Consider the following 21491-nt stretch of genomic DNA (forward strand, 5'->3'; position numbering starts at 1 on the left):
GGGCGGGTTCGGTGGACGGGGGTTCGGTGGACGGGGGGCTCAGTGGACGGGGGGCTCAGTGGACGGTGACGACGGTGCTGTGCCAGCCGGTCGCCCCGGAGGGGAAGGGCGGTCTGCGGGTCCCGTCCTGGACGGTGCCGGTGGCGTCGGTGGCGCGGACCTCCAGGTGGTGCGTGCCGGGGGTGGCCGAGCGCCAGGTGTGGTGCCACTGCCGCCACACGTCGGGCCCCGCGTCGGCGGCGAGTGCCGCCTGCTGCCAGGGCCCGCCGTCGACGCGGACTTCGACGGCGGCCACGCCGCGGTGGGTGGCCCAGGCCGTGCCCGCGACGGTGACGTCCCCGGCCCGGACGCGCGCGAACGCGGCGGGCACCTCGATGCGGGAGGCGGTGCGCACCTCGCCGGTCCGGTCCCAGCCCCGCTCCACCCAGTAGGGGTCGCGGGCGGCGAAGGTGGTCACCTCCAGGTCGACCAGCCACTTGGTGGCGGAGGTGTAGCCGTAGAGGCCGGGGATCACGCTGCGGCAGGGGAAACCGTGCGCGACCGGCAGGGGTGCGCCGTCCATGGCCACCGCGAGCAACGCGGTGCGGCCGTCGAGGACGGTCTCCAGCGGCGTGCCGATCGTCATGCCGTCCTTCGAGCGGCCGAGCAGCTGGTCGGCGCCCGCGCGGACGCCGGCGCGGCGCAGCAGCGCGGGCAGCGGGGCGCCCAGCCAGCGGGTGGTGCCCACGTAGGGTCCGCCGACCTCGCTGGACACGCACGACAGGGTGTGGTCCAGCTCCTCCAGCGGCAGTGCGAGCAGGTCGGCGAAGGACAGTTCCACGGGGTGGTCGACCATGCCGTGGATGCGCAGTGTCCACTCGTGCGGGTCGATGTGGGGCAGGGTCAGGGCGGTGTCGACGCGGTAGAAGTCGCCGACCGGTGTCCGGAGGGGGGCCAGTCCGGGGATCGGCAGTGCGGCCGAGGGCGCCGGGGGTGGCAGGGGGCGGGCCGGGGGCGGGAGGGTGAGGGCGGCGCGGGCGGCGGAGACGTCGTTGCGGCGCTCGGACAGGTACCGCCCGGCGGAGGCGACGCCGGCCGACAGCGCGATGACCGCGCCGGCGGTCAGTACGCCCCGCCGCCCCGGGTGGGCGTCCACCGCGGCGGCCGGGGCGGTGGTGGGGCCGGGGGTGGCGGTGCCCGGTCGCCGCTGCGGTTCGGGCCCGTTCGGCCGGAGGGCCGGGCGGGGGCGGCGAGGGCGGCCGGGGCGGCGGGGGCGCAGCAGGAGCAGCAGGACGGTGGTGGCGGCCAGGGCGGCTGCGGCCGAGGGCAGGACATCGGTCGGGTGCGCGTCCGGACGGGTGAGTGCCGTCCACGTCCCGAGCGCGCCGAGGGCGGCCGGCAGCACGATCGCGACGGCCCGGCGGCGGGCCGCCAGCGGGCCGAGGGCGGCCGCGAGCAGTCCTGTGGTGGTGTAGATCCCGGTGAGGAGCGCGGTCTTGTCGGAGGTGCCGAAGGAGCGCACCGCCCACTCCTTGACGGCGGTGGGCGCGAGGTCGATCGCGGCGGAGCCGATCACGACCACCGGGGCGGCCTGCGGGCGCACGAACGCGGCCGCCGTCTCCCCCACGGCGACGGCCGCGCACGCGGCGGCGAGCCCGTACGCCATCCGGGCCAGCAGCACTCCGGCCGGAAGGCGGCGCCGGGCGCGGGCGGTGGTCGCGTCGTTGTTCACGCTTCGCATTCGGCAGCTCGGCCGCGGCGGATGGGTGAGACATTCGGCTTCACTCGATCAGGTGACGTGGCGGACCGGATCCGATCACGGGCGATCCGCCGGGCCACCGCCGGCTCATGGCGTGCGACCGATCGACGAGGGTCCCGAAGCCCCGAGCAGCACCCTCCCCAGCGGCACCCGCCCCAGCGGCGCCCGCCCGGGCGGCACCCGGTCGTCCGCGGGCCCTGGCGGTCCGGGGGATCGGGAGGACGCCCGGCGGCAGTGTCTCGACTGCCGCCGGGCGTGTGCCCGGCCGGGGCGCGGACCGTGGGGGAAGTGCCGCGCCGCCGGCCGGGGGTCGGTCAGCCGGTGACCTGGACGACCGAGGTCCGGCCGGCTGGGACGGTGACGGTGGCGTAGGTGTAGGTGACGCCGTCGAGCGTGACGGTGCGGGTGGGCTGCGCCGTTCCGTCGACGGTGATGCCGCTGTGGGTGCCGGCGAACCGGGCCGTCCAGGTGAGGCTGCCGGTGCCGGAGGTGTTGGTCAGGGTCGACTTGGTGAGCCCGTCGTGCCGCAGGGTCACCGTGCCGCTGCCGACCGGGATGGAGGTGAGCTGCAGCCAGCCGATGTCCGAGGGCAGGCGGGAGGTGGTGCCGAGGGCGTGCCCGGCGGCGTCCGGCTGGACGCCCAGCAGGCCCTGGACGGTCTGGCCGAGCAGGGTGAAGGCGATCTCGGGGTAGTCGCCGTTGAGGAAGCGCCCGGTGCTGTGCAGCGCGCCGACGCGGTCGTGGACGTACTGCATCCACTTCCAGCCGGTCGCGCCCTGGTTGTGCGCGAAGAACACGTCCGGCAGGTAGGTGGCGGCTTCGAGGTTCTCGGGCGCGCCCGCCCCGGAGGCCTGGGCGTCGATCCAGGCGAGGTAGTCGTTCTGCCGCTGACCCGGGTCCATGATGCCCTTCAGCGGTATGAACCAGGAGTTCTCCTTGCCCCAGTCGCTGTAGGCGGTGCCGTTGACGTCGTAGGCGCGGACGACGTGCGCCGGGTCGGCCGGGTCCACGCTCCACTTGGTGTTGAAGTAGGTCCTCAGGGCGGTCGCCTTGGCCTGGAGCGCGGCGGCGGCGTCGGCGTTCCCCTTGGCCGTCGCCAGCGCGGCGGCGGCCAGGTAGGCCTGGTACTGCGAGGCCACGGCGTCGCCGGATTCGGCGAGCGTGGCGCCGTTCTCGTTGTAGCTGGCGACGCCCTGGAAGATGTCGCCGCTGGTGGCCTGGGCGACCGGGACGCCACCGTTGTCGATCGGGCCGGTGTGCCCGGTGACGTAGGGCCCGACGGTCCCGGCGACGAATCCGGACAGCGCCGGGTCGTCGAGGTAGTCGGTGTCGCCGGTCCAGCCGTAGGCCTCGTTGATCTTCTGGGCGAGCTCGAACGCGGCGGGGAGCTCGCGGACGAATGAGGTCGGGCTGTGGTAGTCGATCGACAGCGGGGTCTTCGCGTCGAAGTTGACCGCCCAGTACGGCATGTGGTCCGGGGCGCCGGCCGCGGAGGACGCGAAGGAGCGGAGCATGGTCTTGTTGGCCGCGTCGAGGCCGAGCAGGTGGGCGCCGACCACCTGGTGGGCGAAGTCCCGGGAGTAGAAGGCCGAGCGGTACGGGTAGCCCGCCCAGTAGGTGGTGGCGTACGTGTCCTGTCCGCTGCCTCCGCTGGTGCGCTCGTCGGCGTTGAGCGGGCCGGTGGCGCCGGGCTGGGCGGCGAAGGAGTTGGCCTTGGCCCGGGCCCAGTCGAAGAGGGCGGTGACGGTCGCGTTGGAGGAGCTGATCCGTGGGTTGTTGGGGGCGGACGGCGCGACGGTGACGTCGTCGACGTTGACCCATCCGCCGGGTGCGGAGCCCACCGACACGGTGACGGTGTCTCCGGCGGCCACCCGTACGCCCGGCACGGTGTACTGGGCGTAGACGGCCTGCGCGGGCAGGGTCACGGTTCCCACGGCGACCGCGTTGACCTGCACGGTCAGGGTGCCGCCGGCCGCGCCGGTGGCGATCCAGGCGCCGATGTCGTAGCTGCCCGCCTGGGGTGCGGTGGTGCTCTGGCTGATCCGGTAGCCGCTGCCCGCGTCCAGGTAGGCGAGGCCGGAGCCCCGGTGCGCGTTGTTCCCGGCGGTGCCGGCGTGCGCGGTGAACGTCCAGCCCGTGGTGCCCTGTTCGAAGCCCGGGTTGGCGAAGAGCAGCGGGTCGGCGCGGGTCAGCAGCCACTGCTGGTTGGCGCCGCCGTGGCAGGTGTACTGCTGGATCTGGACGTTCGGCGTGGGGGCGCCGTACGGCAGGTCCAGGCAGAGCGCGCTGTTCTGCGGGTGGACGAGGGTGGCGCCGTTCGCGGTGGCCTCCAGCGTGAACTGTTCGTTCGGGGAGCCGTTGCAGGCGTACTCGATGAGTGCGGCGCCGGGGGCGGTGGAGCCGCCCTGGACGTTGAGGCAGGAGTTCGGGGCGGAGCGGTCGGAGATGGTGTAGCCGCCGCGGCCGTTGGGGGTGAGGCGCCAGCGCTGGCCCAGGAGCCCCTGGCAGGGCTGCTGCACGACCGGGGTCAGGTCGGCGGTGGCCGCCCACCTGCCGCCCAGGCACTGGCCGGTGGCCCCGGAGGCGATGGTGTAGGCGCTCGCGGGGACCACCGGATCGCCGGCGGCGTGGGCCGCCCCGGCGGGCAGCAGGGTGAGGGCGCTCGCCGCGAGGGAGACCAGGCCCAGGTGGGCGTGGGCGCGCAGCAGGGCGGGACGGGGTACGGGGTGGGGCAACGTATCCTCCGACATCGTTGTGGAAGGTGCGCCCCCGGCGGCCTCAGGCGGGCGGCCGTCGGGGGTGGTGGGGGGCGGTCGTGCCGCGCACGACGACTTCGGGCTGGAACATCAGTTCGCCGACCGGGACCTGGTGTCCGGACAGCAGACCGACCAGGCCGCGCGCGACCTCGGCCGCCAGCCGGTCCACGGGCTGGCGCACCGTGGTCAGCGGCGGGTCGGTGAACTCCATGAGCGGGCCGTCGTCGTAGCCGATCACGGAGACGTCCTCGGGGACGGAGAGGCCCTGGCGGCGGATCGCGCGGATCGCACCGAGCGCCATCTGGTCGCTCGCGGCGATCACCGCGGTGACGCCCTGGGCCAGCAACTGCTCGGCGGCGAACTGGCCGCCTTCGACCGAGTAGGTCTGGTGCACCACCGGCTGCTCGTCCTCACCGAGGCCGAGCGCCGCCATCGCGGCCCGGAATCCGGCGACCCTCCGGTCGGCGGGGCGGTTTCCGACCGGACCGGCGGCCATCCCGATCCGGCGGTGGCCGAGCCCGTGCAGGTGACGCACCGACAGTTCGGCGGCGTAGGCGTCGTCGGTGGAGAAGGCGACCGATGGGCTGTCCTCGAAGCGGCCGTTGATGCAGACGTAGGGGACGGGGCGGTTCTCCAGGAGCTGGAGCACCTCGGGGTCGAAGTTCTCCAGGGTGTTGCTGGCGGAACAGAAGACGATGCCGCTCGCGCCCAGGTCGAGAAGCGACTTGAGGAAGTCGCGCTCCTGCACGCCGCCCGGCAGCGCGGGGCAGACGACGGCGCGCAGGCCGTGCGGCGCCAGCGCGAGGCCGATCCGCTCGGCCAGCACACCGAAGATCGGGATCGACAGCCCCGGGGTGATGACCCCGACGATGCCGCCGGTGGCGCTGCCCCGCTCGTAGCCGAGTTCCTCCATGGCCCGCTCGACCACCTGCCGGGTCTTCTGCGAGACCCCGGCCTTGCGGTTCAGCACCCGGCTCACCGTGGCCACGCTGACCCCGGCCCGCTGGGCGACCTCGGTGATCCCGACCTTTTCCTGTTCCACTACTACCTGCCCCCAGATTGGGTTGATCGTTGTCCCCGGTCGGCCGTAACTATGTCATCCGGCGACCTCGGTGACGTGGCAGAGACCGCCGGTCGGCACGGCGACGGAGTGCAGGCCTTCGGGGAGGTCGATCAGGAGCTCGGGCTGCGGCCGGCCGGCCGCGTCGTAGGCCTCGATCCGGACGTGACGAGCGGCCCCGCGCACGTCCAGCAGCAGGCGCCCCGCGGTCGAGGCGTTGACCAGCGTGAGCGCGTGCCAGGGTCCCGCGGGCAGGGTGACCGGCCGGTCGGCGTAGGCGGTGACCACGTACTGGTCGTCGTGCCGGGCGGTGACCTGCGGGTACAGCTCGTCGGGCCGGCCCGGCTCGTAGTGGCCGCCGGTCAGGGCCGGGCTGAGCCGCCGCCAGGTGGCGAGCCAGAACGCCAGCGCCCGGCGGTGGGCGCCGGAGAGCTCGGTGAGGCGGGCGGAGATCTGCGGCACCGAGTGGAGCGCGCCGTGGATCTGGCGGGCGAGCACCTCCGGCGCGCCGTCCGGGTCCCACATCAGCATGTCGGAGTGGACGGCGCCGCCGGGGGCGAGCATGGCGATGTCCAGGGTGCGGACCCGGTTGGCCACCGCGTCGGCCGGGCAGTCGATCGCCCGCAGGAGGTTGCCGTACGCCGTCATGGCGGGGCCGGTGTAGCGCTGGCGCAGCTCGATCACGAAGTCGTCGCCGCGCAGCCCGCGCAGTTCCTCGCGCAGCCGGGTCAGCAGCAGGGCCATCGCCTCGCCGACGTCCGCGACGTAGCCGGGGCCGGTCTGGTCGGGGGCGGGGGTCAGGGCGTAGGCGGTGGCCTCGTCCAGGAAGTCGATCTTCAGTCCGTCCAGGCCGTATTGCGCCACCACGCCCCGGCAGAGGCCGACCACCTGGTCGCGGACCTCGGCGTGGCGCGGGTCGAGGATCCGGCAGTCGAGGCGGTGGACGTGGTGCGGGGCGAACCGGGCCCAGTCGCGGTGGGCCGCGGAGCGCTCGCCGAGGAGCAGGGGGGCGATCCACGCGGTGTAGCGCAGGCCCAGCGCGCGGACGGTCTCGACGTGGGCGCGCAGGTCGGGGAACTTGCCGGGGTCGGCCGTCCAGTCGCCGCAGCCCGCGTAGCCGCGCCCGTCACCGTGCAGCTGCCAGCCGTCGTCGAGGAAGAGCTGCCCGCAGCCCAGTTCGGCCGCGACCGCGGCCTCGCGCTCGACCCCGGCGGCGGTGACGTCCTGGGCGAAGGCGTACCACGTCGAATAGACCGGGGTCCGGCCGAAGTCGGGCGTGGGCAGGGGCGTGCCCCCGGGCAGGGCGCCGAACCAGTCCCGCAGTTCCCGCAGGGCGGCCGCCAGGGTGGTCCCGGGAACGGCGAGCCGCACCCGGCAGGACTCGCCGGCGGCGAGCGGGAAGCGCAGCCAGACGCCGAAGCGCTTGTGCTCCTCCGAGACGCCGAAGCGCACGGCGCTCTGCCGGACGACGCGGTCGGCGGCGAAGGCGAGCACGGAGCGCCCGGCGGTGTCGAAGAGGCAGCCGGCCGGAGCGGAGTCCACCAGGGAGACGGAGCGCCAGGGCGACCAGTCGGCCGGCAGGGTGCGCTCCCAGCCGGCGTTCGGGTGCCAGAAGCCGGCGGCGTCGCCGAGCGGGACGTCCAGGCGGATCGTCACCTCGGTGGCGCCGGCCGGGGCGGCGAGGACGACGGTGTCGGTGTCCTCGGCGGCGGCCTCGACGGCGCCCGGCGCGGCCTGCACCGTGATCCGGGTGCCGTGCAGCCGGAGTTCGTGCGTCCCGCCCTCCCACTGGTCCGGGGTGAAGGTGGGCAGCGCGGCGAGGTCGGTGGAGCCGGTCTGCACGGGGGGCCTCTCTGGAGTGGGGGCGGTGGAGGGGGTGGTCGGGTCGGTCGCGGTGGTGCGCGGACCGGCCGGGTCGGCGGTCACTGCTTCACGGCCCCGGCGAGCATTCCGGACACGAAGTGCTTCTGCAGGAAGAGGAAGAGCACGGCCATCGGGACCGCGGCCACCGCGGTGCCGGTCAGCAGCTGGCCGTAGTCGACGTCGGAGCTGCCGGTCAGCGCGGCGAGGGCGACCGGGATGGTGTAGGAGGACGGGTCGCGCAGCGCGACCAGCGGCCAGAGGAAGTCGTTCCACTGGAACAGGAAGAGGAACATCGCCAGCGCCGCCAGGGCCGGGCGCATGGTGGGCAGCGCGATCCGCAGGAAGAGGCCGAGTTCGCCGCAGCCGTCGATCCGGCCGGCCTGGAGCAGCTCGTCCGGCAGGGAGCGCATGGACTGGCGCATCAGGAAGATCCCGAACGGCAGGGCGAGGTTGGGCAGCAGGACGGCCTGGTAGGTGTTGAGCCAGTCCAGGTTCACCATCATCTTGAACAGCGGCACGATGGTCAGCTGGGTCGGCACCACCAGTGCGAGCAGCAGCAGCGAGAACAGGACGCCCTGGCCGCGGAAGCGGTACTTGGCGAAGCCGTAGCCGGCCAGGGTGCAGACGGTGCCGCCGAGGACGGTGTAGACCACCGACAGCAGCAGGGAGTTGAGCACGACGCGGCCGAAGCCGACGGACTCCTCCAGGTTGCCGAGGTTGGTGCCGAGCTCGCCGCCGGGCAGCAACTGCGGCGGGCGGCCGAAGATGTCGTGCGAGGTGTGCGTGGAGGCGATCGCCAGCCAGTACAGCGGGGCGACGGTGAGGGCGAGCAGGGCGAGCATCGCCCCGGTGAGCAGCACCTGGCCGCGGCGGGACGCACGGAAGGCAGGACTGGTGCCGGCCATCACTCCTCCTCCTTGGCGAGCTTGACCTGGACGAGGCCGAGCAGCGAGATGATCAGGACCAGCGCGTAGCCGATCGCGGACGCGTAGCCGAAGTCGAAGTACCGGAACCCGGTCTGGTACAGGTACACGCCGATGGTGGTGGTCGCGTTGTCGGGCCCGCCGCCGGTCATGATGAACGGCTCGTCGAACAGCTGGAGGGTGCCGATGGTGGACAGCACGACGGTGAGCAGCAGGGCGGGCCGCATCCCGGGCAGGGTGACGTGCCAGAACCGGCGCCAGGCGCCCGCGCCGTCGACGGCGGCGGCCTCGTGCTGCTCGGCCGGGACGGTCTGCAGGCGGGCCAGGTAGATGACCGCGTTGTAGCCGGTGTAGTGCCAGGTCAGGGCGAGCATGATGGCCACCCGTGCCCAGAACGGGTCGCTGAGCCAGTGCACCTGCGGCAGTCCGACCAGCTGCAGCAGCCAGTTGACGGCGCCGGAGTCCTGGTTGAGCAGTGCGCCCATCATCAGGCCGTAGGTGACCAGGCCGGTCACCACCGGGAGGAAGAAGCCGAGGCGGAACACCGGCTTCCAGCGCAGCAGCGCGGAGTTGAGCGCGACGGCGAGGCCGAGCGCGAGCGCGAGCATGACCGGCACCTGGACGACCAGGATCAGCGCGGTGTTGCCCAGCGCCTTCCAGAACAGCGGGTCGTGGATCAGCCGGTCGTAGTTGCCGAGGCCGGTCCAGGTCTGCTGGACACCGTCGGTCCGGTACAGGCTGAGGAGGAACGACCAGACCACCGGGTAGAGCCGGAACGCCGCGAACAGGGCGAGCGCCGGGAGCACGAAGAGGTAGGGCGCGAGGCGGGCACCACCGCCGCGCCCGGCCCGCCGGGGGGCCGGGGTGGTGCGGGTCCGCGGGGCCGAGGGGCCGGCCCCGGGCGGGGCCGGCCGATCGAGCGGAGCGGTCGTCATGCCTGCGCCCGCCTGGTCTGCTGGACGAGCTGCTCCGCGGCGGACTTCAGCGCCGCGGCCGGGTCGGCGCCCTGGAGCAGCACCTTGGTCTGGGCGTCGTCGATTACCTTGAGCGCCCGGGCGTAGTCGGCGGTGTAGTTGGTGGGCACGGACGGCTTGGACAGCTCGTCGAGGAACACCTCGGCGTACTTCTGGCCGCCGAAGAACGCCGCCTCGGCGTGGAACGCCGGATCGTCGTAGGCCTTGAGCAGGGCGGGGAAGATGCCCTTGTTCTTGTAGATCCCGACCTGCGAGTCGGGCCGGGTCAGTGCGAACTCGGCGAAGGCGAAGGCCGCCCGCTGGTTCTTGCTCGACCCGGCGACCGCCAGGTGGGTGGAGTTGACGATGGCGGAGCGGGAGCCGCCCGGGGTGACGGCGGGCGGGAGCATCAGCTTCCAGTTCCCGCTCTGGTCGGCGGCCAGGGTCTCCATGTACCCGCCGTACCAGGCCGGGTTGGGGCAGACCGCGACCTTGCCCGCCTTGACCGCGGAGTCGTAGCCCGGCTGGCCGGGCGAGCCCTGCACGTCGAGGACGAGGCCGGCGTCGTTCATCTCCTTGATGAGCGTGAGCGCTCGGACCGCCTCGGGCGAGTTGAGGGTGATCTTCCCGTCCAGGTTGAAGTAGAAGGTGCCCTGGAGCTGGAGCAGCAGCTGGAAGAGGTTGGCCGAGTCGGCCTGCGAGGCGGAGCGGTCCAGCGCGAGCAGGGCGGTGCCGGTGGCGTCCTTGACCTTCTTGCCGGCGGCGATGACGTCGTCCCAGGTCGCGAGGGCGGTGGCGTCGACGCCGGCCTTCTGGAAGAGGTCGGCCCGGTAGTAGAAGCCGCTGGCGTTGGCCTCCCACGGCAGGGCGTAGACCCGGGATTCGCGCGAGACGGTCTGCCACAGGCCGGGGGCGAAGGCGGTGGCGTACTTGTCGGCGCCGAGCTTGGAGATGTCGGCGAGCCCGCCGGGGAACTTCTCGATGTAGCTGGGCAGGTAGTCCACGCCGATGTGCAGGACGTCGGCGAGCCCCTGGCCGCCGGCCGCCATGGAGATGGTGATCTTGTCCCAGATGGCCGGGTTGCCGATGTCCTGGACGGTGACCTTCACCTTGGGGTGGACGGCGTTGAACGCCGGGATCAGGGCCTTGAGCTCCGCCGCCGGGTTCTTCCAGCTCCACACGGTGATCGAGCCGGACAGCTCGCCCGAGCCCCCGCTGTCGCCGCCGTCCGAGCTCGAACCGCTGCACGCGGCGAGCACCGAACCCCCGCCCGCGGCGACCGCCGCCGCGCCGAGCCCCTTCAGGAACCCGCGCCGACTCGGACCGCCCACGACTCTGCCACCCATGCCCGGGTCTCCTTCTCTCGGCTCGGGACAGCGCCGCACACCAGCCGTCCCCGTTCTCCGGCGCACCGCCCTCCGGTGCCGCCGCGCTCGTCGCCACCGGCGGGAGCGGGAGTGAATCTAGCCAGAGCCGGAACGGTTAACAACAGTTTTCGAGGACTTTTCGTCTTGCACAGCGAAAACGTTACAAGCTGTTGCGTCGTCACCGTCGTCACCGTCGCCAGCACGCCGGCGCCCGACGGCCCGGGCGGCGCCGCTCCCCCGGCGGAACCCGCCGCGTGCCGGCACCGGCGGCACGCGACAAGCAGCCGCCCCGGCGGGACGCCGGGGCGGCTGCTTGCCGGTGGCTGTGCGGGTGATGACCGTCGTGCACGTCACCAGGGCACGACGCCGGCGTCCTCGAAGAACTGGCCCGTCGGGCCGCCGTCGGGCAGGGTCGCGAGTTCGATGGCGATGGCCGCGCCCTGTTCAGGGGTGCGCACGCCCCGGAAGCCGTTGAGGTCGGTCGCGACGTAGCCGGGGCAGCCGGCGTTGATGAGGATGTTCGTGCCGCTCAGCTCCCGGGCGTACTGGAGGGTGACGGCGTTCAGGAACGTCTTCGACGGCGCGTACGCCACCGCCACCGGACCCGTCGTCAGTTCCCCGGCGGCCCCCGACTGCCGGGTGAGGGAGCCGACACTGCTGGACATGTTCACGATCCGCGGCGAGGCGGAGCGGCGCAGCAGCGGCATCATCGCGTTGGTGACGCGGATGACGCCGATGACGTTGGTCTCCACGACCGTGCGGATGGTGGCGGGGTCCACCCGGGTGGGCTCCTGGGGCATGTCGCCTGCGACGGCGGCGTTGTTGACGAGCACGTCGAGGCGACCGGCCTGTTCCTCGATCAGCTGTGCGGCGGCTGTCACGCTCGCGTCGTCGGTCACGTCCAGCGGTACGCCGAACGCGTCGACGCCGGCCGCGCACAGCCTCTCCACCGCGGCCTTGCGACGCCGATCGTCGCGGGCGCCGACGCCGACGCGCCAGCCGAGGGCGCCCAGGCCTGCGGCGATCTCGTAGCCGATTCCCTTGTTCGCGCCGGTGACCAGCGCGATCGTTCGCTCGTTCATGAGGACCATGCTGCTCTCGGCCCCCGCCGGGGGTCCAAGACCGATCGGGTGGGCAACGATACCTTCGAGGTATCGATCCGGAGTACGGTGGCCGGATGGAGACCAGGGAACTGCGCTACTTCGTCGCCGTCGCCGAAGAGTTGCACTTCGGGCGCGCCGCGCAGCGGCTCGGGATCGCACAGCCGCCTCTGTCGCGGGCGATCCAGCAGCTCGAACGCCGGCTCGGGGCGGCGCTGCTGGACCGGAGCAGCCGCACCGTCACGCTGACCGAGGCCGGCTCGGTGCTGCTGGCCGAGGGCCGGGCCGCCCTCGACGCGGTCGAAGCGGCCGAGCGCCGGACCCGCCGCGCCGCCCTTGCCCCGACCGGCCGTCCCGGCCTGGTCCTGGTCACGAAGGCCAGCGCGTCCCGCGAGCTGCTGGCGGAACTGCTGGACGCGTACGCCGCCGAGCCCGGCGCGGCCCCCGTCGACGTCATCCTGTGCGGCCCGGGCGAGCAGGAACGACTTCTGCGCGAGGGCCGGGCCGACGTGGCGCTGCTGCACCGGCCGTTCGACTCGACGGCCGGGTTCCACACCGAAGAACTCGACACCGAGGGCCAGGTCGTGGTCCTGCCGTCCGGGCATCCCCTCACCGTCCGGACCCATGTGCACATGGCCGACATCACCGACCTGCCCGGCCTGCCCCTGCCACGCTGGCCCGGCCCCGACGGCACCTACCCACCCGGCCCCGGCCCGCAGGTCCGCGACCACGCGCAGTTGCTGCAGCTCGTCGCGCTCGGCCGTGCCTGCGCGGTCTCACCGGAGTCGTGCCGCGCCCAACTGCACGGCGACCTCGCCGCCGTGCCGGTGCTGGACGCGCCGGAGGTCACCACCGTGATCGCCTGGCCGCCGCACAGTCGCTCCAGAGCCGTCGCCGACCTCGTCCGGACGGCGACCCGCCTGCGGTAGTTCCCCCACGACCGTCAGGTTCCCACGATCAATCGCGGGTTACGGTGCTCCGTCCCGGCGAGGCACCACCGGGGGGCGGGGTTGCCTCCCCGAGCCGGGGGCCGTACCACGCCGGGCGGGGCGGTCCGATACTGACTGCTGTGATCAACGAGTCCCCGCTCTCGCCCGCCCATGACCCAGCCGACTTCGCTTCCCTTCTGACTGCGGCAGAGGACTGGACCAGTGCCGCTCTGGAAGCCCAGCAGGAGGGAGCCTGGGTCCTGACCTCCCTCGAACGCCGGATCCTGGACGACCTCGTGGCGGCCACCAATCCCCTGCACGGCGGCCACCTGCCGCCGCACGACAACGAGTCGCTGTACGTGCGCCTCGGGCGGATCAGGAACTGGGCCGGCGTGGTGCGGCTCGCCGCGCAGGCCGGGGGCTGGGAACTCCGTCCCCTCGCGGGAACGGACCCGTCCTCCCTCACCCGACCCCTCGGCATGGCCGACCTGCTCTCCGGCATCTACGCACTCGCCGAACAGGGCGAACGGTGGCAGCAGCGGATGCTGGCGACCATCGCGGACCGCAACACGGCGGCCCGCAGCCGGCCTGCGGGGCAGCAAGAAACCCTCGACCAGGCGCTCGCACGGCGCGAGCCGCAGTTCGCGAGGAACCTGGCTGCCGCGGAAGCCTTCTTCACCGGCCCCGGCTCGATGGAAGACCTGTCTCTCTTCGTCCACTGAGCCCGACCCCGACGAGAGGGCCTCCCCGCAACAGACGCGGACGAAGCAGAAGCAGACCACGCGGCGAGGTGGCCGAGTCGGGCTTCGGTGAGCCCACTCCGTGCCGGAGAGCTGCACACCGCGCTCCACCTCGCCGGTTGCCACCCCCCCTCGTCGGTCGCTTCCCTGACGCGCCGGCACGGCGCGGCGCTGCGGGGCGCCGACCCGGGCGGACACGGGAACAACGGTGAGAGCTCCACGGAAACTGGCGCCCGAGCCCCCGGGCGGCCGAGAATCTCGGGAATCACCCGTCAAGGACGGATGACCGCGGTGGGCGGGCAGAGAACGAAAGAGGTGCCCGGGTGGGCGAGGACCGGTTGATCACCGGCCGGTACCGGCTGCTGGAGCGGATCGGCAGCGGTGGCATGGGAACCGTGTGGCGGGCCGAGGACGAGCTGCTGGGCCGCGACGTGGCCGTGAAGGAGCTGCGGGTGCGCCCGGAGCTGTCGCCCGAGGAGACCGCGACCCTGCTGGAGCGGACCCGCCGCGAGGCACGCAGCGCCGCCCGGATCAACCAGCGCAACGTCGTGGTGGTGCACGACGTCGTGGAACACGAGGGACTCCCCTGCGTGGTGATGGAGTACGTACCCTCCCGCACCCTTGCCGCGGTCCTCGCCGAGAACGGACCGCTACCCGCGGTGGACGCCGCCCGGATCGGGCGCGAGATCCTGGCCGGGCTGCGGGCCGCCCACGCCGCCGGCGTCGTGCACCGCGACGTCAAACCCGGCAACGTCCTGCTCGCGCTCGACGGCCGCATCGTGCTGACGGACTTCGGCATCGCCACCATCGCGGGCACCTCCAGCCTGACCAGAACCGGCGAACTGGTGGGATCCGTCGACTACCTGGCACCGGAGCTGGTCCGCGGGGGCACCCCGACCCCCGCATCCGACCTGTGGGCGCTGGGCGTCACCCTGTACCAGGCCGTGGAGGGGCTGCCGCCGTTCCGCAGGGCGACCGCGATCGAGACCGCCATGGCGATCGCCGCCGACCCGCCGGAGCCGCCGCTGCACGCCGGTCCGCTCACGCCGCTGATCGGCTCGCTGCTGGAGAAGGAGCCGCTGGAGCGGCCCACGGCCGAGGTTGCGGCGCTGCTGCTCGAGGACACCGCGACAGGGCGGACGAAGCCGGTGGACGGGGCGGAGCACGGCCCGGGCCTGGCCGTCAGGAGCGGTGGAGCCCCCGTTCACGCCGCGACCCGGCCCACAGCCGGTGGTGACGTGCACAGCGTGGCGCAGCCACCCGGCACGCTGGTCACATCCGGTGCGCTCGCCGGGGACCACCTGCCCGCCACCCCCGCGGCCGGCTCCGCCATGCGGCGGACCCGCCGCCGGACCGGACTGCGCTGGACCGTCGCCGCGTCGGTCACGGCCGCCGCCACGGCCGGCGTCCTCGTCCTGGCCCCCGGCCTGCACCCCCGCGACCACGCGGCACGGGCCGAACCGGCGCCGTCCACGGCGCCGTCGTCCCCGGCAGGCGCGACCGGCGCATCGTCCGTGGGCCCGGCCGGACCGTCCCCGGCTGCGTCCTCCCCGGCCCTCCCGGGCGGCACCGACCCGGTGGCCGCCCCCGCCGGGTCCAGCATCCGCCGGGACCCGGCCGGCTTCTCGCTGGCCGTCCCCGACGGCTGGGTGCGCAGCACCGACGCCTCCGGCCGGGTCTTCTACCTCTCGCCGGACCACGCCTTCCGGATCGGCGTCCACCCCACCACCCCGAGCGGTCAGGGCGTGCTGGCCGAACTCCGGAAGCAGGATGCCGCCGGCCCGCGGACCAACCCCGGCTACCGCGGCGGCAGCGTCGAGCCCACGGTCTTCCACGGCACCGCCGACGCCGCCCTGTGGCTGTGGACCTGGAACGGCTACCCGGAGGACGGCTTCGGTGCCCGGCACGTGCAGGACATCTCCTGGACCGAGCAGGGCCGCAGCTACGACTTCTGGGTCTCCGCGCCGACCGGTCGGCTCGATGAGGCCAATCGCTACTTCCAGACCGTGTCGGCCACCTTCCGGATCGGCTGAGGCCCAGGTCGCCTCGCTGTCGACCCACGCCCGGATGGCCGGGCAGCCAAGTCGTCACCGACGACGACGGCTGACCGGCCGTCGTGAGCATCGGCTCGATGGACGAAAGCCGCACTGACGCGGATCCTCGGCGAGGCAGGATCCCGACGCAGGACCCCGGCATCCGGTTCGAGCCGTCCGGCAGGCGCCGCGACGGGTGTCGCCGGCGTACCGGTTACAGGGTGCCGCGGTAGCCGCCGCTCTCCTGGCCGCGCTTCTCGATGAAGTGCTTGAAGCGGCGCAGGTCGCCCTTCACCTGCCGGTCGAGCATCCCCGTCATGTCGGCGGCCTTCTCGGCCATGCCACCGGGCTGGAAGTCCATTTCCATCATGACCCGGGTGTGACGCGCATCGATCTGCTCGAAGCTCACCATGCCCGTCTGCCGGACATCGCCGTGGATGGTGCGCCAGGCCACGTGGTCGTCGGGGACCTGGTCGACGATCTCGGTGTCGAACTCCCGGCTGACACCGGCGATCTTCGTCTTCCAGTGGTTGTGACGGTCGTCGATCTGGGTGACCTCCTCCACCCCTTCCATGAACATCGGGAAGTCCTCGAACTGCGTCCACTGGTTGTACGCGGTGCTGATCGGCACGTCCACGTCGATCGATTCCTGCACCTTGCTCATCGCCGCACCCACCTTCAGGTAGTCCTAGCCGGTCGTCGGTCCGTTTGCGCCTTCCCCGACCATCGGGCGGTATGCCGCGCTCCTCCCGATTCGGCCCCCTCCCTGCCCGCCTCGACCCACCCAGCCGGATCTCCGGCCGTCACGCTCCGGCTACCCCGCTCAGGCCGCCGCGCTCTCCGCCGCGATCATCGCGATCAGTCCGGAGCGCCCGTGTTCCGCCAGGTGCCGACGCTGGCGTGCGGCGCCGTTGCCCTCCTCCAGCAGGCGGTCGACCAGGGGGACCACCGCACGGGTGTCACCCAGTTCGTCCATGACCGGAACGAGGCCGGCCAGCATGGAGGCGACGAGCTCGCCGGCCGGCCGGGACAGTCCCGTCGCCGGATCGTGCAGGGTGCCGTCCATGCCGTACCGGGCGGCGTGCCACCCCGCGCCGTCCAGACTCTCCGGCGTCCGCTCCGGCAGGGGACGTCCGGCGGCCGCCTCCCGCATCGCCGTGACGACCAGCGCGCGCACCAGCCCGGCCAGCATCACCGCCTCGTCGGCGCGCAACTGGACGTCCATCGCGCGCAGCTCGACGGTCGGGAACTTCGCCGAGAGCCGGGCCTGCCAGTACAACTGTCCGCGGTCGCGGATCAGCCGGGCCTCCAGCAGGTGGTCGATGCGGCGCTCGTAGTCCTCCGCGTCCGCGAAGTACGGCGGGATCCCGCCGATCGGCCAGCGGCTGAAGACCACCGTGCGCCAACTCGCGTAACCGGTGTCGGAGCCGTACCACAGCGGCGAGTTGGCCGACAGCGCGATCAGCACCGGCAGCCAGGGCCGCAGGCGGTTCAGCACCTCGACACCCGTCTGCGGATCGGGCACGGCCACGTGCACGTGCATGCCGTTGATGAGCGCCTCGTCGGCCAGCCGCGACATGTTCTGCCTGATGGAGCGGTAACGCGGGGCATCGACGATCGCCGGGGGCGTGGAGGGGGCGTACGGGGCGGTGCCGCACGCGGCGAGCCGGCAGCCGGCCGTCTCGGCGGCGGCCGCGAGCGCGTGCCGCAGGCGCAGCAGATGGCCGCCGACCTCGGCGAGGTCCCGGCAGACCGGGGTGGCCACCTCCACCTGTGCCTGGAGCAGCTCGTTCTGCAACTCGCCGCGGTCCACAGCGGGGTGCAGCCCGGCCGCCTCCTGCACCGCGTCGACGTGCGGCAGTGGCAGACCGCTGTCCGGGTCGAGCAGCAGGTACTCCTCCTCGACGCCGACGGTCGGAGCGCCGCCCGCATCCAGGGTGAGCCGGTCGTCACTTTCTGTCGTGTCGGTGCCAGTGCCCATAACTCCGGGTTACCCGTCCACCTGATGGCCAACCGGAGCACAGGAGCAGCCCGGCCCGCTCGACCGGACGGGGCCTGCCGGAAGGGGACTGTTCGATCCGGCAGGCTCCGGGGCCGACGGCGGCCGACCGCCGCCCCGTCGGCCCCGCCGACCACCCCCGTTTCAGCGGGCGCTGCCGAGGTTCCGGTCGGCGGCGGAGCCCTCGAGCATGAGGGTGGTCTCCTCGATGCGGCGGAAGCGGCCGTCGGGGGCGAACTCGCCGAAGAGGTAGACCTCCATGCGAACGGTGGACCCGTCGGCCTTGGCCACGGTCATGGTGTGGCGGTCCGCGTACCGGTCGCCGTCGACGAGTTCGTCGTGAACCTCGACCGAGCCGCCGACGACAACGGTGCGCAGGTGGGCGATGTGCTCCAGGAACTCGGTGCGGTCGGCCCAGTCGCCGTCGGTGCGCTGGCGGTAGTCGGGGGCGAAGTGCCGCTCCGCCGCCTCGTCCAGGGCCAGGCCCGGAGTGAGCAGCAGGTCGGTCAGGGCGGCGCGGACGTCAGTGTGCTTCATGGGAGTTCCTCGGGTGTGGGATGACGGAGGCCGGATCACAGGCCCCAAAGATGCGTGCTTTGAGCACGCTTATGACTGTAGCGGAAAAGCGTGCGCGACGCACGCTAATCTGGAGGAGTGACGAACACGACCGGCCACGACATCGCCCACGCCCTCGGCCTGCTCCTCCAGCGCAGCACCCGCGCCCGCATCTACGCCCGCCTGACCGAGGGCCTGGGGACGGCGGTCGACGACCTCACCTACCCGGTCCTCAGCGGCCTGGCCCGCACCGGGGCGTGCAGCGCCGCCGACCTCGGCCGCGAGATCGGACTCGACCGCACCACCGTCACCCGCCGCGCGGACCGCCTCGAACAGGCCGGCCTCCTCCGCCGCCACCCCGACCCGGCCGACGGCCGGGCCACCCTCCTCGCCCTCACCGACGACGGCCACGCCGTCGTGGCCGCCACCCGCCGGCGACTGACGGACGCCATCGAGGACTCACTCACCACCTGGCCCGAAACCGACGCCCAGGACTTCGCCCGCCACCTGCGCCGCTTCGTCGACGAGGGGCCCTTCAGCCCGGACCAGACCTGACCCACCCCCGGTCCCCCGGGCAGCCCGCTCCGGCGGGTGCCCGGTGCGCACCGAATGGCGTGATATCAGCGCACTCACTGATCGGCGAGCCGGCCCGCCTCCGCACACGGACCCGATCGGTCGGCATCAGCGCAGAGCCCGGTACTCGGGGGGCGGGTCCACCAGCTCCGGGTGCTCCACCGCGTAGTGGTGCCCGTGGATCGCCAGCATCGCCCAGTGCCACGACTCCTCGTGGAAGACCAGCCCGCGGTAGGGGTCGTCGGCCGGCTCGTAGGGGTAGCACTCCAGGGCGGCTTGTTGGGCCTGCGCGGAGGACATGCCCCCGTGCCGCTCCATCACCCAGGCGTAGCCGCGCCGCTCCAGCTCCAGGCAGCGGCGGTAGTCAGCCTCACTCCACGTCATCGGCACCCGTCTCCTTGCCCCGGGCCGAGGCCGGCGAGTCCCCGGGTCCAGCTCTTCGTCGTCGGCCCCTTGGTCGTCGGCCCCTTGGTCGTCGGCCCTGGTGCCGCGGCGGAGGGGCGGTCCGGGAGACGCAGTTCCGGCGTGCACAGTCGCCTGGCGGCCGGGTGGCACGGTCCCATGCGATTCTCCTGCCTTGGCGTCCCACAGCAGTATCCGTCCCGACCGACACCTCACCGCCGGTCATTCCGGGGCGCCTGCCAGCCCTGCCCGGACCCCGCAGTCGATGGGCCGGGACCGGTGCGTGTCCGTTCCGGACCGGCCGGAAGCGGCGTCCGGATGGTGATCCGGACGCCGCTCCTGGGTCAGGCGGCGGGCGTGCCGACGGTGTTGGTGAGGTCGACGGTGGCCCAGCTGCCGCTGGGCAGGAGCGCGGTGAGGCTGAGGTGACCGCCGTTCATGGAGCCGCGGGAGTAGAGGGCGAGGGTCCCGTCGGGGTCGGTGGTGGCGCTGATCGCACCATCGGTGACCGGGGTACCGACGAGGGTGTTCAGGTCGCTCGTGGCCCAGACGCCGGCGGCGGACTTGTAGGTGATCTGCAGGTGACCGTTGTCCGCGTTCGCGGTGGCGACACCGACCGTGCCGTTGGCCTGGGTGAACGTCGAAGGGGCGCCGCCCGCGGAGATCGGCGTGCCGACCACGTTCGTGAGGTCGACCGTGGCCCAGGCGCCGTCGGGCTGCAGCGCCGTCAGGCTCAGGTGACCACCGTTCACGGAACCGCGGGAGTAGATCGCCAGCGTCCCGTCCGGGTCGGTGCTCGCACTGATTGCACCATCGGTGACCGGGGTACCAACGAGGGTGTTCAGGTCGCTCGTGGCCCAGACGCCGGCGGCGGACTTGTAGGTGATCTGCAGGTGACCGTTGTCCGCGTTCGCGGTGGCAACACCGACCGTGCCGTTGGCCTGGGTGAACGTCGAAGGGGCGCCGCCCGCGGAGATCGGCGTGCCGACCACGTTCGTGAGGTCGACCGTGGCCCAGGCGCCGTCGGGCTGCAGCGCCGTCAGGCTCAGGTGACCACCGTTCACGGAACCGCGGGAGTAGATCGCCAGCGTCCCGTCCGGGTCGGTGCTCGCACTGATCGCCCCGCCGGTGACCGGGGTGCCGACCGTGTTCGTCAGATCGGAGGTCGCCCACTGCCCGGCCGCCGAGCGGTAGGTGATCTGCAGGTGACCGTTGTCGGCGTTCGCCGTCACCACACCGACCGTGCCGTTGCTCTGCACGAAGGCGCTCGGTGCGCCGCCGGCCGCCACCGGCGTGCCCACCACGTCGGTGAGGTCCGCCGTCGTCCACCCGCCCGTCGTCCGGGCGGTCATCTGCACGTGCCCGTTCGCCGAGCGGCTGAACGTGTACGCCGTTCCGTCCCCGCCGCTGACCGAACCCCCGTCACCGACGGCCGGCTTCCACACCGGGCCGGGCGGGGGCGTGGTGGTGGACGGGTAGGGGTCGGCGTGGTCGGCGCCCAGGCCCGCCTTGGGCCCGCAGTACGGCCAGGCGCCCTGTCCCTGCCCGGCGAGGACCTTCTCGGCGACCAGGATCTGCTGCTGCTTGGTCGCCAGGTGCGCGTACGCGGCGTACTGGCCGCCGCCGTAGGCCAGCCAGGTGCTGCGGCTGAACTGCAGGCCGCCGTAGAAGTTGTTGCCGGTGTTGATCGACCAGTTCCCGCCGCTCTCGCAAGCGGCGACCTTGTCCCAGGTGGCCACGGAGGCGGCGGCGGCCCGGCCGGCGTCGAGCACGTTCGTGGCGCAGGCGAGGAGCCCGGTGGTGATCAGGGTGGCGAGGGCGGTGGTGCGGTGGGCGCGGGTGGTCATCGGTGTGCTCCGGTAGCAGGTGGCGGCATGGCGGCGGGAGGTGGTCGCGCGATTCCGTCGCTGAAGAGAGGCGGTGCGGAGTACGCACGCCGGTGCGTCGGTCCCGGTCCGCGGCTTCGCGGGGCGGGCCGGTGGTTCGGCCGGCGCCGGGGGTGCGGGTGGGTCGGCGCTCCGACGTGCTGCGGGTCGGGCCCGGGCCCGACCGCATCAGGGCCGCCCGGCCCGGGAGCGGGTCCCGGGCCGGGCAGGTGGTCACGCTGAGCCGCGTCCATGGCGGCGGTCGGTCGGGTGCGGGGCGCCCCGCGGGGATCAGGTGCCTGAGGTGGCGGAGATCTCCTGGATGCCGCTGTTGCCGGGCACCTGCTGGAACGGGCTCCAGGAGCCGGTCGCGTAGTCGCCGTTCGCGTTGTAGACGGTCCCGTCGGAGCCGACGGCGTACAGGTGGACGGTGTTGCCCACGGCGTTGGCGGTGATCTTCTTGATGCCGCTGTTGCCGGGCAGCGGCTGGAAGGTGCTCCACGTGCCGGCCGCGTAGTCACCGTTCGCGTTGTAGATCCGCTCGTCGGAACCGATGGCGAACAGGCGCACCGTGGTGCCGGTGGAGACGGCGGTGATCTTCTTGATGCCGCTGTTGCCGGGCACCTGCTGGAACG

Annotated in this window: 17 protein-coding genes and 1 pseudogene; 4 read left to right on the forward strand and 14 right to left on the reverse strand. The window is 73.2% G+C overall.

Annotated features, from left to right (window positions below):
• Positions 1–55: 55 nt before the first annotated feature.
• From MCM47_RS37310 to MCM47_RS37345, 8 genes are all read right to left on the reverse strand, one after another.
• Positions 56–1720 carry a molybdopterin-dependent oxidoreductase gene (locus MCM47_RS37310; RefSeq protein WP_374209272.1) on the reverse strand — a complete coding sequence of 555 codons (1665 nt, stop codon included), beginning with the start codon at positions 1718–1720 and terminating at the stop codon, positions 56–58.
• 332 nt (positions 1721–2052) lie between these two features.
• Positions 2053–4473: an RICIN domain-containing protein gene (locus MCM47_RS37315; RefSeq protein WP_238951460.1), complete on the reverse strand. Its 2421-nt coding sequence runs from the start codon at positions 4471–4473 to the stop codon at positions 2053–2055.
• A 43-nt stretch (positions 4474–4516) separates the two neighbouring features.
• Positions 4517–5536 carry a LacI family DNA-binding transcriptional regulator gene (locus MCM47_RS37320; protein ID WP_238951461.1) on the reverse strand — a complete coding sequence of 340 codons (1020 nt, stop codon included), beginning with the start codon at positions 5534–5536 and terminating at the stop codon, positions 4517–4519.
• Between the two features lie 54 nt (positions 5537–5590).
• The gene (locus MCM47_RS42785; protein ID WP_308222612.1) at positions 5591–7480 is read right to left on the reverse strand and encodes an alpha-galactosidase; all 1890 of its coding nucleotides are present in this window, start codon (positions 7478–7480) and stop codon (positions 5591–5593) included.
• On the reverse strand, positions 7477–8322 hold the full coding sequence (locus MCM47_RS37330) for a carbohydrate ABC transporter permease (protein ID WP_238951462.1): 846 nt from the start codon (positions 8320–8322) through the stop codon (positions 7477–7479). The genes MCM47_RS42785 and MCM47_RS37330 overlap by 4 nt, the downstream gene beginning before the upstream one ends.
• Positions 8322–9275: a carbohydrate ABC transporter permease gene (locus tag MCM47_RS37335; RefSeq protein WP_238951463.1), complete on the reverse strand. Its 954-nt coding sequence runs from the start codon at positions 9273–9275 to the stop codon at positions 8322–8324. Before MCM47_RS37335 ends, MCM47_RS37330 begins: the two co-directional genes overlap by 1 nt.
• Positions 9272–10639 carry an extracellular solute-binding protein gene (locus MCM47_RS37340; protein WP_238951464.1) on the reverse strand — a complete coding sequence of 456 codons (1368 nt, stop codon included), beginning with the start codon at positions 10637–10639 and terminating at the stop codon, positions 9272–9274. Before MCM47_RS37340 ends, MCM47_RS37335 begins: the two co-directional genes overlap by 4 nt.
• Positions 10640–11010: 371 nt before the next feature.
• The gene (locus MCM47_RS37345) at positions 11011–11742 is read right to left on the reverse strand and encodes an SDR family oxidoreductase (RefSeq protein ID WP_238951465.1); all 732 of its coding nucleotides are present in this window, start codon (positions 11740–11742) and stop codon (positions 11011–11013) included.
• Positions 11743–11837: 95 nt separating this feature from the next.
• Between MCM47_RS37345 and MCM47_RS37350 the strand changes: the two genes are divergently transcribed.
• The 3 genes from MCM47_RS37350 to MCM47_RS37360 all read left to right on the forward strand — a co-directional run bounded on the left by MCM47_RS37350 (position 11838) and on the right by MCM47_RS37360 (position 15462).
• A complete protein-coding gene (locus MCM47_RS37350) occupies positions 11838–12689 on the forward strand; it encodes a LysR family transcriptional regulator (RefSeq protein WP_238951466.1) in 852 nt (283 codons plus the stop codon).
• Positions 12690–12829: 140 nt separating this feature from the next.
• Entirely contained in the window at positions 12830–13411 is a 582-nt protein-coding gene (locus MCM47_RS37355; protein ID WP_238951467.1) for a hypothetical protein, read from the forward strand.
• Between the two features lie 341 nt (positions 13412–13752).
• Entirely contained in the window at positions 13753–15462 is a 1710-nt protein-coding gene (locus tag MCM47_RS37360) for a serine/threonine-protein kinase (RefSeq protein ID WP_238951468.1), read from the forward strand.
• Positions 15463–15676: 214 nt separating this feature from the next.
• On the opposite strand, the gene MCM47_RS37365 is transcribed toward MCM47_RS37360, so the two are convergent.
• From MCM47_RS37365 to MCM47_RS37375, 3 genes are all read right to left on the reverse strand, one after another.
• Positions 15677–16126 carry an SRPBCC family protein gene (locus MCM47_RS37365; protein WP_238951469.1) on the reverse strand — a complete coding sequence of 150 codons (450 nt, stop codon included), beginning with the start codon at positions 16124–16126 and terminating at the stop codon, positions 15677–15679.
• Positions 16127–16285: 159 nt separating this feature from the next.
• Positions 16286–17443, reverse strand: a complete 1158-nt coding sequence (locus tag MCM47_RS37370) for a glutamate--cysteine ligase (protein WP_238951470.1) — start codon at positions 17441–17443, stop codon at positions 16286–16288.
• 162 nt (positions 17444–17605) lie between these two features.
• Positions 17606–17998, reverse strand: coding sequence for a nuclear transport factor 2 family protein (locus MCM47_RS37375; RefSeq protein WP_238951471.1), 393 nt, complete (start codon positions 17996–17998; stop codon positions 17606–17608).
• 117 nt (positions 17999–18115) lie between these two features.
• On the opposite strand from MCM47_RS37375, the gene MCM47_RS37380 reads away from it, so the two are divergent.
• Positions 18116–18571: a MarR family transcriptional regulator gene (locus MCM47_RS37380; RefSeq protein ID WP_238951472.1), complete on the forward strand. Its 456-nt coding sequence runs from the start codon at positions 18116–18118 to the stop codon at positions 18569–18571.
• A 126-nt stretch (positions 18572–18697) separates the two neighbouring features.
• On the opposite strand, the gene MCM47_RS37385 is transcribed toward MCM47_RS37380, so the two are convergent.
• The 3 genes and pseudogenes from MCM47_RS37385 to MCM47_RS37395 form a co-directional block, all read right to left on the reverse strand.
• Positions 18698–18973, reverse strand: coding sequence for a hypothetical protein (locus MCM47_RS37385; protein WP_238951473.1), 276 nt, complete (start codon positions 18971–18973; stop codon positions 18698–18700).
• A gap of 362 nt (positions 18974–19335) precedes the next feature.
• A complete protein-coding gene (locus MCM47_RS44210) occupies positions 19336–20838 on the reverse strand; it encodes a transglycosylase family protein (RefSeq protein ID WP_374209273.1) in 1503 nt (500 codons plus the stop codon).
• Positions 20839–21147: 309 nt separating this feature from the next.
• Positions 21148–21491: pseudogene (locus tag MCM47_RS37395) on the reverse strand (hypothetical protein); the annotation flags it as partial.

This window comes from Kitasatospora sp. A2-31, assembly GCF_022288725.1.
In the GTDB taxonomy this organism is placed as follows: domain Bacteria; phylum Actinomycetota; class Actinomycetes; order Streptomycetales; family Streptomycetaceae; genus Kitasatospora.

Bases quoted from the DNA above. Each gene is read 5' to 3' on its own strand.
- MCM47_RS37350 (WP_238951466.1), top strand. From the start codon at position 11,838: ATGGAGACCAGGGAACTGCGCTACTTCGTCGCCGTCGCCGAAGAGTTG.
- MCM47_RS44210 (WP_374209273.1), bottom strand. From the start codon at position 20,838: ATGACCACCCGCGCCCACCGCACCACCGCCCTCGCCACCCTGATCACC.
- MCM47_RS37345 (WP_238951465.1), bottom strand. From the start codon at position 11,742: ATGAACGAGCGAACGATCGCGCTGGTCACCGGCGCGAACAAGGGAATC.
- MCM47_RS37385 (WP_238951473.1), bottom strand. From the start codon at position 18,973: ATGACGTGGAGTGAGGCTGACTACCGCCGCTGCCTGGAGCTGGAGCGG.
- MCM47_RS37375 (WP_238951471.1), bottom strand. From the start codon at position 17,998: ATGAAGCACACTGACGTCCGCGCCGCCCTGACCGACCTGCTGCTCACT.
- MCM47_RS37365 (WP_238951469.1), bottom strand. From the start codon at position 16,126: ATGAGCAAGGTGCAGGAATCGATCGACGTGGACGTGCCGATCAGCACC.
- MCM47_RS37340 (WP_238951464.1), bottom strand. From the start codon at position 10,639: ATGGGTGGCAGAGTCGTGGGCGGTCCGAGTCGGCGCGGGTTCCTGAAG.
- MCM47_RS37370 (WP_238951470.1), bottom strand. From the start codon at position 17,443: ATGGGCACTGGCACCGACACGACAGAAAGTGACGACCGGCTCACCCTG.
- MCM47_RS37330 (WP_238951462.1), bottom strand. From the start codon at position 8,322: ATGGCCGGCACCAGTCCTGCCTTCCGTGCGTCCCGCCGCGGCCAGGTG.
- MCM47_RS37335 (WP_238951463.1), bottom strand. From the start codon at position 9,275: ATGACGACCGCTCCGCTCGATCGGCCGGCCCCGCCCGGGGCCGGCCCC.
- MCM47_RS37310 (WP_374209272.1), bottom strand. From the start codon at position 1,720: ATGCGAAGCGTGAACAACGACGCGACCACCGCCCGCGCCCGGCGCCGC.